We start from the raw sequence: 13,319 nt of genomic DNA on the forward strand, positions 1-13,319 counted from the left end.
CTCATGGTGCCAGCCATCACTTCCGCTCCGTCGTCATCGACGCCGGCGCATCCTGCGGATCCGCGCCCCAGCTCTTGTTGGGCTCCGGTCCCATCGTGAGCACCAGCGTGGCGCCGTTCGCGATGTCGGCATGGCTGAACCACGGTTTGCTCCACGGCTTGCCGTTGAGCGTAGCGGACTGGATGTACATGTTCCGCGCCGAGTTGTTGCGCGCGACGATCTCCAGCACCTTGCCGTTGCCCATGTGCAGGCGGACGCGATCGAAGATCGGGCTGCCCAGGATGTAGTCCGGGCTGGAAGGATCGACCGGATAGAAACCCATCGCGCTCAGCACATACCACGACGAGGTCGAGCCCTGGTCGTCCATGCCGGGAAAGCCGTAGCCGCTCGCATCGCTGCCATACATCTCATCGAGAATGCGGCGCGTGAGCGCCTGCGTCTTCCACGGCTGGCCGCTCCAGGCATACAGGTAGGCCGCCTGCTGGTCCGGCTGGTTGCCTTGCACGTATTGCCCGATCAGGCCGGTACAGTCGCGGCAGATGCCCTTGGGGTGATACGGCGTGGAGAAGAACGCATCGAGCTTGGCGTTGAAGGCATCGCGCCCGCCAAGCAGGTTCATCAGCCCCTGCACGTCATGCGGCACCAGCCACAAGGTGGACCAGCCCGAGGCTTCCTTCATCATGAAGTTGTAGTACGGCTCGCCCGGATCGAACGGCGAAATCCACTTGCCGTCCTCGGTGCGGCCGCGCACGAAGCCCACGGAAGGATCGAACACGTTGCGGTAGTTCGCGGCGCGCCGCTCGAACATCGCGGCATCATCCGCCTTGCCGAGCCGACGCGCGACGTCCGCCAGGGCGTGATCATCCCAGGCGTATTCGAGCGTGGTGGCCGCGCCCGCCTTGCCGTCTGCATAGGGCGGGCTGGCGTTGGCCGGCGGAATGATGTCGGAGATCCAGCCGTTCTTCATGTACTCCGCGAGATAGCCACGCGGCCCCTTCGGATCGGTGGCGTTCTTGCGCAGGTATTCGTAGGCGGCGGCATAGTCGAACGGTATGCCGCGCTGCCACGCGCCGTCGTAGAGGAACACGGCGTGGTCGCCATGGAACGAGGTGTCCATGTAGCCGCGCTCACGCGCGCGGTCCAGTTCCGAACGCATGATGTCCTGCACCACGTCGGGCTCGAGCAGCATCAGCAGCGTGATCTGGTTGCGGCCGGTATCCCAGAACGGCACGGGTCCGTAGCGGTTGTAACTGGCTACCTGCACGCGGCCATCCGCGCCGGTGAAATGGTCGCCCTTGCGCGCGACCAGGCGCGGGCTGGCGAAGGAGTGATACAGCGTGGAATAGAACAGCATGCGCTGCTTCGGCGTGCCGCCGGTGACTTCAACGCGATCGAACAGCTTGGCCCAGGCGGCGCGCGCCTGCGCGTGCACGCGGTCGAAGTTCGCGTCCGGGTCCTCGTCGTGCAGGCGCTGTTCGGCCTCCTCCGCGCTGTGGCCATGGGCGATACGCACCAGCACCTGCTCGCCGGCCTTGGTGTCGAAGGTGACATAGGCGCCCGCGTAGCTACCCGTTACCGCGCGCCGGTCGGCTTGCACATCCTGGTCGCCAATGCCGTAGCCCTCGTGCGCGTGGTTGGCGCGGAACGTGCCGAAGCGGGTGAACGGACGCGAGAATTCGGCGACGAACCAGGGGCCGTTCGCATCGTTATCCACGCGCCCGCCCGTGGCGACGCCGCGGATCGTGTGATCGCCCACGACCTCCACGTCGCCGCCCGGCCGGCGCAGGTTGATGATGACGTTGGAGCGATGGCTTTCGGGAAAGGTGAAGCGCATCAGGCTGGTGCGCTGGGTCGCCGTCAGCTCGGCGCGGGTGTGGAACGTGGCGAGATCCACCGCGTAATAGCCGGGCGAGGCCTGCTCGCTCGCCTTGTCGTAGGTCGACTGCGCGTAGTTGGGCGGCACGGTCCAGTCGCCCACCACCGGCATGATCATCGGCGCGGCGCGGCCGCCGTAGGTCGAACCGCCACCGGTGAAACCGATCATGGTCGGGTTGGCGTAGTAGTAGGACATCGCCACGCCGGTGGGATAACTCAGGTCCACGTTGACGTTGACCGGCGTCGCCTCGGTCGCGCTCTGCGGCAGGCTCGCGCCCGGCGAGGTCATGCCCGAATAGAGCGGTTCGCCCGGAGGCGGCGCGTTGCCGATCAGCTCCTGCCGATCCAGCGGCGCAGTGCCCACCAGCGGGTTGGCTTCATCGATGGCCGACTTCGCGGACGAAGACGAAGCCTCGTTCGCCGCATGGCCCGCGCCGATGCTCGCGGCAGCGAACGCCGCCAGCACGACGGCCCTGCCAGCATGCCGATGGAAGAGGAACGAGGCACGACGGCGGAGGCGTGCAAGCGACGGATTCATGGTTTTTCCTGTGCAGGTGAAGCGGTGTTCGCTGCGAGCTGCGGAGCTTCATCGTGGAGCCTGTACAAATTCGTGGAGCCTGTACAAAGTTTCCGTAACGTTCATTCCCCTCACCGTCATTCCGGCGCAGGCCGGAATCCAGTGGCCTCATCGTGCGGTTTTCGCGAAAGGTATGCATGCTTTGAAATCCCGCGAAAACCGACACTTTCGTCACTGGATTCCGGCCTGCGCCGGAATGACGGTGAGGATATTGAGCGTACGCGCGAGCTTTTGAGCGGGCGGTAAGAAACGCGTACAAAAGCGCCAACCGCGGGATCGGGCCCAACGCCCGATCCCGCGTGCACTTCATCAGCCGCCATCACCGAACTTGTAGGTCAGGCCCACGTAGTACTGGCGACCGGCGTACTCGAGCTCGTACAAGCGCGCCGTGGTGTCGTCGCCAAGGTACTGGCGCGGCCGGGAGCGCGTCAGGTTGATCACCGAGGCCGTCACCATCAGGTGCTTGGTGAACTCGTAGTCGCCGTTCAGGTCGATCTGGTTGTACGGCTCCGTGTAGATCGGCAGGCCGGACGACAGGCCCTGCATGGTGCGGCCCGTCCAGTTGCTGGTGGCGCGCAGCAGCAGCCCGTTCTTTTCATAGAACAGCGAGATGTTGCCCACGTACTTGGCGCTGCCGATCAACTCCGACTTGCCGACCTGCGTATCGCCCAGCGTCACCGGCGTTTCGTTGGTCTTGTTGAGCGTGTAGTTGACGGTGTAGCCAAAGCCCATGTCGTAGGTGTGCTGCGTGTAGATCTCCACGCCCTTGGAGGTACCCGAGCGACCGTTGGCGTTGGTGCTGTACTGCATGAAGTTTTCTTGCGTGCCGCCGACGTTCACCGTGATGTTGTTCACGGTGACCGGCACCACGAAGTTCTTCACCTTCTTCTGGAACAGGTCCACGCCCACCACCGACTCGGGCGCGTAGTACCACTCGCCCGCCAGGTCGAACTGCGTGGCCGTGAACGGCTTCAGGTCGGCGTTGGCGCCGCTGCCGTACCAGCCCGGCAGCGGTGCGCCGAACTGCTTGCGGTCGTTGTAGTAGGCCTGCGTGTTGTTGGTGAGGCTGCCCAGCTGGGCCAGGTCGGTGTAGTTGGCGCGAGCCATCGCCTGCGAGCCGGCGGCGCGCAGCACGAAGTCGTCCGCGAAGGTCCACGCGACGTTGAAGCTGGGCAACAGCTTGTTGTAGCGCTTGGAGGTGGACGCGTTGGAATACGTCTGGATCACCGACTGCTCGCGCGGCAGGTACTGGAAATCGCCCGGTGCGCACGCGCCGCCGCCGGCGTTCACGCCGCTGGCCGGGCAGATCAGGATGTTGCCGTTCGCATCGTGGTAGTACACCGCGTTGTTGGTGGTGATCTGGTCGGCAACGGTAAGGTCCTGCTTGGTGCTGACAAAACGCAGGCCGACGTTGCCGCGCAGCGAGCCCGTGTCGAAGTTCGCCTGGGCGTAGATGGCCGAGATCTGCTCCTTCACCGACGACTTGTCTTCCGGATGGTTGTAGACCACGCGGTCATAGGTGGAGTTGAGGTAGTTGTAGTACGCCGGGAAATTGATCGCCGGGAAGACGTTGTCGTTGTACGCCTGCGTGTTGCCGTCCAGGTAGCCCGGCAGCAGGAAGCCCGCCGGCAGCTGGCCCGCATTGGGGTCGCAGGTCTGGAACTGCGACTGCGTGCCCTTGCAGTACCAGCGCAGTTCGTTCTGCTGCTGCTCGGCGTGGTTGTCGCGGTACTTGGCGCCGAACTGCAGCGACTTGAGCCAGGTGCTGTCCTCGAAGGCCCAGGTGAAGTCCGCCTGCGCGAAGTTCTGCGAGGTGCTGGTGTTGACCATGTTGGAACCGGTGGAACCCAGGTCCACCTGGCCCGCGCCGGCCAGCATGTTCTGCAGCACGTTCGGCGAGGCGGTGAGGGTCGGCGTGCCGCTCAGGTTCCACGCGGCGCCGGTGCTGCCGTCCACCCACTGGCCGTTGACGAAGTTGCGCGGCTTGGCCGCCATGCCCAGTTCCACCGACGGGCCGCCCGTCGCCCAGGTGCGGCCGACGTTGAACGATCCGCTGAGCGCGCCGCCGTTATCCCACTCGCCTTCGATGTTGAGCGTCTGCGAGGTGGCCTTCTCGCGCGAGTAGTTGCCGTTGAGCCAGGGGATTTCCGTGGAGCACACGTCCACCGGCTGCCGTTGCGCGCCGGTGACCGGGTTGGTCAGCGAGTTGCAGCCCGTGCCCGCGGGCGGAAGCACGTAGTTCGCGCCGGTGACGACGGTGCGCGACGGGTCGAAGGTCAGGCCGTTGGGCGCGAGCAAGCGGCCCTGCTGGTTCGCATAGGTGTCGGTGGGCAGGCCCCACTCGGGCACCTCCAGCGTGTTGGTGATCTGCGTCTGCTGCCGCTGGAAGCGGAAGTAGTTGCCGGTCAGCAGCAGGTGATCGATGGGCTTGAACTGCAGGGTGACCTGGGCCGCCTTGTTGGTCAGGTCCAGCTGGTTGCGGCTGGTGGCGAACTGCTGCGGCATCCAGTAACCCGAGTAGCTCTTGCCGGACTGGTCGGTGACGCCGCCGCCCGGCCACAGCGCGAGGTTGGGCGCCACGTCGGGGCCGTACGGCTGACCATGCACGTTCGTCGGTTGCGCGGTACAGGTCGAGAAGTCGGTGCAGTCGTTGGACCACCAGTGCCAGCTCGACGCATTGGCGGTGTAGTCGATGTCCCGGCGCTTCTGGTACGAGCCGGCGACCAGCACACCGAAGGTTTCGTCCTTGTTCTTCCACGACCACAGGGCGGAGCCTTGCGGCGTTACCTTGTTGCTGTTGTCCGAGCCGGCGGCGTTGAGCGACACGAAGCCGTCGTTCGCGGCCATTTCCAGCGGACGGCGCGTGCGCAGGTCGACGTTGCCGCCGATGCCGCCTTCGTCCAGGCGCGCTTCCAGGCTCTTGTAGAGCTGGACGTCCGAGAACATGTTCGCAGGCATCAGGGTGTAGTTGAACGAACGCGACAAGCCCGCCGAGGTATCGGCCGAGGCCACGTAGTTGCCGTTCAATTCCGTGAGCGTCAGTTCGGGCGCCAGGCCGCGGATGCTCACCGTCTTGCCTTCGCCCGATTCGCGCGTGATCACCACGCCGGGCACATGCGCCAGCGCGTCGGCGATGTTCTTGGCCGGGAACTGCGCGATGTTCTGCGCGTTGATCACTTCGACGATGGAGTTGGCGTCGCGCTTGTCCTGCAGGTTTTGGTCGATCGACTGGCGATAGCTGGTGACCACGACCGCAGCAAGTTCGGTGGCGTTGTCCGGATTGGCCGCCTTGTTCTTGTCGTCCTTCTTGTCCTTGTCGGCCTTGTTCGCCCCGGTGCTGGCGGAGGCTTGCGCCTGCGCCGTGGCCGGCGCGGCGGCAGGCGCTGCGGTCTGCGCAAAGGCAACGGCGGGCATGCCCAGGGCGCTGCCCAGCGACAAGGTGGCCAAGGCAAGCGCGGTGTAAAGCGGATGGCGCTTGGATACGTACGGCTGATGAGTCATTTGAAAGTCCCCTACTGGTAAGCGCCCTTGTGGAGTCGGCGCGGTCTCCCCCGTTTCGATCACCTGCAGATGCGCGATTTATGGCGACAAGGCACGCTCCTCACTTTCAAATTGGATCGATCTAAATTTTTGAGTGCACCAAGGGCACGCAATGCGTCAGCGGCAGCTCTCACGGACTCCGGGTGCGCGGCGGCAAAGGCCCGGTTCTAGCGGCGTTGCGGGCCCCGGTCAGCCGGAGCGCGACGCAAGCGGGCGCGGTGGCGAAACCCGGTGCATGGATCTGTTGCGATGACGGGTTTGCCGACGCCGATGCCCGCAATCGGCCAGCGTTGCAATGGACGCATGCACGCACGCGGCGCGCGCGCTGGTCGTCATCGGAACGCAAACAGTTTCTGGTTTCATACGGCGGCCTCCCATCTCTAAATCGGTCTGGCGGGAGGACGCACTGCCCCGGACGCATGCGCGATGCACGCGACCCTCGCCCTCCCCGCCCCTTCCAAGCCATCCAGATTCCTGTGGTCACGCGTGACCCGGACTGGCTGAACTTGGATCGATCTAAAATCCCCTGGGCGAGATTAAGACGCCGACGACGCAACATGTCACGCTGCGACGCAAAAACGCGTTCCGGACCGGTTGGGTTTCACGCCAAACAGGCGGCATCTGTCGGAGTAAGCAGGCAACAGCGTGCAGTCCGCGGACTGCTTTCGGCGCAGGCGCGGCGCCCGCCGTGGATGTTCCGGCAATGCTGAAGCGGTCAGCGATGCGCGTCCGCCAGCGCAGGGCTCGCGGGCACGTTGCCCAGGGCCTTGTTCACCGCTACGTACTGAATGTCGAGTTGTCCCTGGCTGGACACCAGGTCGCGACGTGCCTGCAGATAGGTGCGCTGACTGTCCAGCACGCTGAGGAAATCGACGGTGCCCGCTTCGTACTTCACCTGGATCAGGCTGTAGGCTTCTTTGGCATTGGCGACGCGCTCGATCTGCTTCTGCGCTTGCTGGCGATACGAAGCGTAGCCGTTGAGCGCGTCGTCGATCTCCTGCCAGGCCTGCAGCACGGTGCGGTGATAATCCACGGCGGCCTCCTGCTGCTGCAGCTCGCGCAGGTGCACCACGCTGACGCGTCGCCCGTGATCGAACAGCGGCAGGCTGAGCGACGGACCGATGGACCAGGTGCGGCTGCCCCAATCGCCGAACTGGCTGCTCAGGTAGGACTCGTAGCCGAACTGCGCACCCAGCGTCACGCGCGGATACAGATCCGTCTTGGCCACGCCGATATTCGCCGTGGCGCTGCGCAGATGCTGTTCGGCGGCGAGGATGTCGGGCCGTCGCGCCGCGACGTCGGCAGGCACGCCAGCAGCAAGATCGGGCGGCAGCGTCTGCGGATCACCCGACGGCGCCTGCAACAACTCGTGCAAGGCGCCGGGATGTTCGCCCAGCAGCAAGGCGATCTGGTTTTCGTACGCGCTGGCCTGGGCCATCCACGCCGGCAGTTGCGCCTGCAAGCCCGACAACTCGGCGCGCTGCTGCGCCAGATTGACGTGGTCGAGCGTGCCCGCGCTTACGCGTGCCTCGATCAGGCTCAGCCGCTGCTCCATCGCCGCGATGTCGTCGCGCGTCAGCTGCACCTGGCGCTGCGCGGAACGCAGCTGGAAATAATTGCGCGCCACGTCGCTGGCCACGCTCAGGCGCGCGGCATCGAACAAGGCGCCCTGCTGCGCCGCATCGGCGTTCGCCGCTTCCACGGAGCGACGCACGCGTCCCCACAGGTCCAGCTCCCACGATGCATCGAAGCCGGCCTGGTAGAGATTGAAGGGCTGGCTGAGCAGATCGATCAACTGCTGCTGCTCCGCGCCCAGGCCCTGCGCGATGCGCACGCTCGCGCTGGATTCGCTGATGCGCTGGCGGTTTTCGCTGGCGTTGGCATTCACGTTCGGCCAGCGCTGCGCCGCCACCGTATTGCTCTGCACCCGCGCCTGCGCAAAATGCAGCGCCGCCTTCTGCAGGTCGGGGCTGGCGGCAAAGGCGCGCGCTTCCAGCTGATCCAGCACCGGGTCGCGGAAGGCCTTCCACCAGTCCGCCTGTAGCGGTCCGTTGTTCACGGGCGCGGCAAGGCTGGCATCGCCGCTGCGCCAGCTTGACCAGTTGGCGGGTGTGTCCGCCTTGGGTTGCTTGAAGTCCGGGCCCACCGCGCAGCCGCCGATGGCCAGCGCCATCGCGCCGGTGGCAAGCCCCAGCCAGCGGGCGCGTCGATGTCGTTGCGGAAAGGTGCCCATGATGAAACCCCGGCCTCAGGAGAGGCGATGACGGAACAGCCAGGCGGCCAAGGGCAGCGTGACCGCCGCGATGACCAGCAAGGGAATGAAATCGGTGGCGACGTCGCCGAAGCCCGCGCCTTCCAGATAGACGCGCCGCACGATGCTCATGCCGAAGCGCAACGGGTTGACGTAGGTCGCCGCCTGCAGCACCGCCGGCATGTTGCGCACCGGCGTCAGCAGGCCCGAGAGCAGCATCAGCGGCATGATCAGGAAGAAGGTGTACAGCATGGCCTGCTGCATGGTCAGCGACAGCGCGGAGATCGACAGGCCGATGCCCACCGACGCGCCGGTGAAGGTGAACAGCCCCAGATACAGCAGCCACGCCGAGCCCACCAGCGGTATGTGGAACCAGAAGCGGATGATCAGGAAGATCAGCGTGGACTGCACCAGGCCCACCGCGATAGACGGCAGTGCCTTGCCGACCAATATCTGCATGGGCGTCAGCGGCGTCACCAGCAGCTGGTCGAACGTGCCCTGCTCGCGCTCGCGCGCCACCGACAACGCGGCAATCAACAGGGTCTGCAACATGCTCAGGGCGGCGATCAGCGCCGGCATGATGTTCCAGCGCGCTTCGAGGTTGGGATTGAACCAGGCGCGGCGCTCCACCGTGATGCCCGCCTGCCCGCCGCCCAGCGACTGGTTGTACGAGCCCACGATGGAACTCAGGTACGCCCCCGCCGACGCGGCCGTGGTGGAGTTTCGTCCGTCCAGGATGATCTGCAGCGGCGAGGGCTGGTTGGCGGCCAGCTTGTCCTCGAAGTCCGCCGGGATGCTCACCACCATCAGCGCGTCGTTGCCATCGATGGCGGTCGCTATCTGGCGGGGCGACACCAGGTTGGCCTTGCGCTCGAACACGCCGGTGCCGTCCAGCCGCGCCAGCAGTTCGGTGGAGGCCTTGCCGTGGCTCTGGTCGAGCACGGCGTACGGCACGTGGTTGAGGTCGTACGTGGCGCCGTAGCCGAACAGCAACGCCTGCATCAGCGCGGGCACGAACAGGATGGCACGGCTCGAGGGCTCCTTCAGCAGCGCGAGCAGCTCCTTGCGGCAGAGCGCGGCGATCTGGGCCAGCAGGGCGATGAAGTCGCTCATGTCAGCGGTCCAGCGTCTTGCGCAGCGTGCGCCGCGCCGCCACGATCAGCACCGTCGCGTACAGCGCGAGGATGCCGCACTCGCGCAGCACGATGGCGGCGTTGTCGCCGGCCAGGAACAGCGTCTTGATCAGGTTCATGAAGTGCGTGGCCGGCAGCACTTCGCCGATGCCGCGGATCACCGCCGGCACGTTGCGCAGGTCGAACACGAAACCCGACAGCATCATCGCGGGCATGAAACTGGTGAGCAGCGCCATCTGGCTGGCCTGGAACTGGTTGCGCGTGACGCCGGAGATGAACAGCCCCATCGACAGCGACACCACCAGGTAGAGAAACGATGCGAGAACGATGACCGTGAGCGACCCACGTATCGGCACCTCGAACAGCCAGCGCGCGGCGATCAGGCACAGGGTCATGTCGATAAGGCCGATCACCACATAGGGAATCAGCTTGGACAGCACCAGCTCCAGCGGACGCACCGGCGTGACGAACAGGGATTCCAGCGTGCCGCGCTCCCATTCGCGCGCGATCAGCAGCGAAGTGAGGAAGGCGCCGGTCAAGGTCATGATCAGCACCAGCAGGCCGGGCACCAGATACCAGGTGCTGATGCCTGCCTCGTTGAACCACATGCGCTGCTGCACCACCACGCCCCCGCCGCCGGCCTTGCCGCCCGCGCGGTCGGCCATCTTCAGCGCCTGCGTGGCCAGCGCGCCGCCCACATAGCCTTCCACCGACGTCGCCGTGGTGGAGTCGACGCCATTGAGCAACAGCTGCACCTTGGCGTCGCCGTTGGCGACGTGCTGCGAGAAGTCCGAGGGAATGCGCACGATGGCATCCAGTTCGCCCGCCAGCATGCGGCGCTGGGCCTGCTGCATGTCCGGTGCCCAGGTGGGATCGATGTACGGCGTGCCCTGGAAGGCGGCGAACACCTCGCGCGCCGCCGGCGAGGTGTCGTCCATCACCACGGCCACGGGCGAGTGCTCCACGTCCAGCGACAGGCCATAGCCAAACAGCAGGATCAGCGCGATGGGCAACAGCAGACCCACGGCAAGATTGCTGCGGTCGCGCAGCATCTGGCGGACTTCCTTGCGCGTCAGCGCCACCATGCGCTGCATGAAACCCGAGCGGCTCATGCGGCTTTCTCCGCGCCGGCTTCGTGCCCCTTGGCGCGCGCCTGCTCCACGATGGCGATGAAGGCGCTGTTCATGTCGGCGTCGTGCCCGGTGCCGGCCTGCTCGCGCACTTCCCTGGGCGTGCCCAGCGCCAGCACGCGTCCTGCGTCCTGGATGGCGATGCGGTCGCAGTATTCCGCCTCTTCCATGAAGTGCGTGGTGACCACCGCGGTGACGCCGCCCTGCACCAGCGCGGTGATGGTGCGCCAGAACGAGCGGCGCGCCAGCGGATCGATGCCGCTGGTCGGCTCGTCCAGGAAAAGGATGTCCGGCTCGTGCAGCAGGCTCGCCGCCATGGCCAGGCGCTGCTTGTAGCCGCCGGGCATGTCGCCGCTGATCGCGTCAGGCTGCAACTGGAACTGCGTCTGCACCGCGTCGACGCGCGCATGCAGGGCGCGCCCGCGCAAACCGTAGGCGCCGCCGAAGAACTGCAGGTTCTCGCGCACGCTCAGGTTGCCGTACAGGGCGAACTTCTGCGACACATAGCCGATGCGTGCGCGCGCCTTGGCACGCGCGGTGCGCAGGTCCACGCCAGCCACTTCCAGATGGCCGCCCGAGGCCGGCAACAGTCCGCACAGCATGCGGAACGTGGTGGTCTTGCCCGCGCCATTGGGCCCGAGCAGGCCGAAGATCTCGCCGCGCCGCACGTCGAACGAGGTGCTCGCCACCGCGGTGAAGTCGCCGAACTTGCGCACCAGGTCGCGCACGACGATCACGGGTTTTTCGTCGTGCCGCGCGGCTGTCTTCTTGTCGGACAGCACATCCGGCGCCGGCGTCTTCGTTTCTTCCTCGGCATGGTGTTGCCGCAGCAACATCATGAAGGCGTCTTCCAGCTCCTCGGGCCGATCCTTGGGTTGCAACCCGCCGAGCAGGCGCGCGAGTTGTTCGCTATCGGCATCGGGCTGACGGATGTAGCGCACGCTGCCGCCGCTGGGCACGGCATCGATGATCGCGTCGGTCGCGTCGATCAGCCTGGCCTGCAGATCGCGTGCGGGCGTGTCTTCGGGTGGCGCCACGACACAGGTGAGCCCCTTGGCGCGCTGTCGCAGCGCGTCCGGCGTGCCGTCGGCAAGCACCTTGCCCTGATGCATGACGAACACCTGCGCGCAGCGTTCCGCCTCGTCCATGTAGGCGGTGCTGACGATCACGCTCAGGTGTTCCTCGTCCACCAGCTGCTGGAGGATCTTCCACAGGTCACGCCGCGACAGCGGATCCACGCCGACGCTGGGTTCGTCCAGCACCAGCAGGTCGGGCGAACGCACCAGCGTGCAGGCCAGCCCCAGCTTCTGCTTCATGCCGCCCGACAACTTGCCGGCGGGACGGTCGACGAAGCGCGCCAGGTCGGTCATCGCCAGCAGGCGTCCGAAACGTTCGCGCCGCTCCGCCTGGCTCACGCCGTGCAGGTCGGCATAGAGATCGAGGTTCTCCTGCACGCTCAGGTCCTCGTACAGGCCAAAGCGCTGCGGCATGTAGCTGATGCGGTCCTGGATGCGTTGCGGCTCCTTGCTCGCATCGATGCCAAGCACGTGCAGCTCGCCTTCGTCCGGCGCGAGGATGCCGGCCACCATGCGCAGCAAGGTCGTCTTGCCCGCGCCATCGGGCCCCACCAGCGCCGTGAGTTCGCCCGTGCGCGCCGTCAGCGATATGCCGTCGACGGCAGCCAGCGGCTTGCCGCCCGGCCCGGCGAAGACCTTGCGCAAGGCGCTGGCGACGACGGTGGCGCCGCTGTCGCTCATCGCCGGTTCGACGCCAGATCCAGGCGCACCGTGGCCGGCTGGCCGAGGCGCAGCTTGTTTTCCGTGTCCTGCACCAGCACGCGCACTTCGTACACCAGGCTGGTGCGCAGCTCCTCGGTCTGCACGTTCTTGGGCGTGAACTCGGCGACGGAGGCGATATAGCCCACCTTGCCCTGCACCGGCTGGTCGGGATGCGTGTCCGTTGTGACCGTGGCCGCCATGCCGGGCTTCACCAGCGCCAGCTGCGTCTCGCTGACATACACGCGCACCCACTTGGGCTGCGTCAGCGCGAGGGTGAACACCGGACGCTGCGGCGTCGCCATGTCGCCGGGCTCCAGCAGGCGCGAGCGCACCACGGCGTCCGCCGGTGCGATGAGCTCGCCGAGGTCGATCTGATGCCTGAGGATGGCCAGCTGCGCCTGCGAGGCTTTCAGCTGCGCTTCCGCGCCGGCGATCTCCTCTTCGCGCGGACCCAGCTCGGTCAGGCGCAGGGATTGCTGCTGCTCGTCGGCCTGCGCGCGCGTGACCTGCGCGTTGCTCCTGGCGCTGTCCAGATCCTGCGGGCTCACGCCGTGGCCCTGCGTTCGCGCGGCAATGTCCTGCAGGCGGGCGAGGTCCTGCGCGGCCTTGGCGGCACTGGCCTGCGCGGCCGCCAGCCGGCTCCTGGCCTGCGCCAGCTCCTGCGGTCGCGAGCCGTGTTGGAGACGCAGCAGGTTCTGCTGCTGCACGTCGATCTGCGCCTGCGCCTGCGCGGCCTGCAAGGCCAGCGTGCGCGTGTCGAGCAAGCCGAGCACCTGCCCGGCCTTCACCTGATCGCCCTCTTCCGCGCGCAGCTGCAATACGCGGCCATTGCCGTCGAAGGCGAGCGATATCTGGCGGATGTCGACGTTGCCGTCGAGCACCAAATGGTCCTTGTCCTCCGCATGGTGGCCATACCACCACCACACGCCTGCCAGGGCGACCAGCAGGACGACAACCACGGCTGCGACGAGTGATTTCTTCATGGGGCGAAGTCCGCTGGAAGGGGGCCGAACGGGGTGACCGTCGGCCCGCATG

At 66.4% G+C, this 13,319-nt stretch carries 7 protein-coding genes; all 7 read right to left on the bottom strand.

Annotated elements, in window-relative coordinates; genetic code table 11:
• Nucleotides 1-16 precede the first annotated feature (16 nt).
• Nucleotides 17-2,413 (bottom strand): GH92 family glycosyl hydrolase, encoded by a 2,397-nt coding sequence (locus BDW41_RS02440; RefSeq protein WP_083337529.1) that lies wholly within the window; start codon nucleotides 2,411-2,413, stop codon nucleotides 17-19.
• Nucleotides 2,414-2,761: 348 nt separating this feature from the next.
• A complete protein-coding gene (locus BDW41_RS02450) occupies nucleotides 2,762-5,953 on the bottom strand; it encodes a TonB-dependent receptor (protein WP_083337528.1) in 3,192 nt (1,063 codons plus the stop codon).
• A 754-nt stretch (nucleotides 5,954-6,707) separates the two neighbouring features.
• Nucleotides 6,708-8,225 carry an efflux transporter outer membrane subunit gene (locus tag BDW41_RS02455; protein ID WP_074547061.1) on the bottom strand — a complete coding sequence of 506 codons (1,518 nt, stop codon included), beginning with the start codon at nucleotides 8,223-8,225 and terminating at the stop codon, nucleotides 6,708-6,710.
• A gap of 15 nt (nucleotides 8,226-8,240) precedes the next feature.
• Nucleotides 8,241-9,356 carry an ABC transporter permease gene (locus tag BDW41_RS02460; RefSeq protein ID WP_074547060.1) on the bottom strand — a complete coding sequence of 372 codons (1,116 nt, stop codon included), beginning with the start codon at nucleotides 9,354-9,356 and terminating at the stop codon, nucleotides 8,241-8,243.
• Nucleotide 9,357: 1 nt separating this feature from the next.
• Nucleotides 9,358-10,488 carry an ABC transporter permease gene (locus BDW41_RS02465; protein ID WP_074547059.1) on the bottom strand — a complete coding sequence of 377 codons (1,131 nt, stop codon included), beginning with the start codon at nucleotides 10,486-10,488 and terminating at the stop codon, nucleotides 9,358-9,360.
• Nucleotides 10,485-12,263, bottom strand: a complete 1,779-nt coding sequence (locus tag BDW41_RS02470; RefSeq protein ID WP_074547058.1) for an ATP-binding cassette domain-containing protein — start codon at nucleotides 12,261-12,263, stop codon at nucleotides 10,485-10,487. The genes BDW41_RS02465 and BDW41_RS02470 overlap by 4 nt, the downstream gene beginning before the upstream one ends.
• Nucleotides 12,260-13,267, bottom strand: coding sequence for an HlyD family efflux transporter periplasmic adaptor subunit (locus tag BDW41_RS02475; RefSeq protein ID WP_074547057.1), 1,008 nt, complete (start codon nucleotides 13,265-13,267; stop codon nucleotides 12,260-12,262). Before BDW41_RS02475 ends, BDW41_RS02470 begins: the two co-directional genes overlap by 4 nt.
• Nucleotides 13,268-13,319: the final 52 nt, after the last annotated feature.

The sequence above is a fragment of the Dyella sp. AtDHG13 genome, assembly GCF_003201105.1.
GTDB lineage: Bacteria > Pseudomonadota > Gammaproteobacteria > Xanthomonadales > Rhodanobacteraceae > Dyella > Dyella jiangningensis_B.

Coding starts and splice junctions, on each gene's coding strand:
- BDW41_RS02440 (WP_083337529.1), bottom strand. CDS start 2,413: ATGAATCCGTCGCTTGCACGCCTCCGCCGTCGTGCCTCGTTCCTCTTC.
- BDW41_RS02450 (WP_083337528.1), bottom strand. CDS start 5,953: ATGACTCATCAGCCGTACGTATCCAAGCGCCATCCGCTTTACACCGCG.
- BDW41_RS02455 (WP_074547061.1), bottom strand. CDS start 8,225: ATGGGCACCTTTCCGCAACGACATCGACGCGCCCGCTGGCTGGGGCTT.
- BDW41_RS02460 (WP_074547060.1), bottom strand. CDS start 9,356: ATGAGCGACTTCATCGCCCTGCTGGCCCAGATCGCCGCGCTCTGCCGC.
- BDW41_RS02465 (WP_074547059.1), bottom strand. CDS start 10,488: ATGAGCCGCTCGGGTTTCATGCAGCGCATGGTGGCGCTGACGCGCAAG.
- BDW41_RS02470 (WP_074547058.1), bottom strand. CDS start 12,263: ATGAGCGACAGCGGCGCCACCGTCGTCGCCAGCGCCTTGCGCAAGGTC.
- BDW41_RS02475 (WP_074547057.1), bottom strand. CDS start 13,267: ATGAAGAAATCACTCGTCGCAGCCGTGGTTGTCGTCCTGCTGGTCGCC.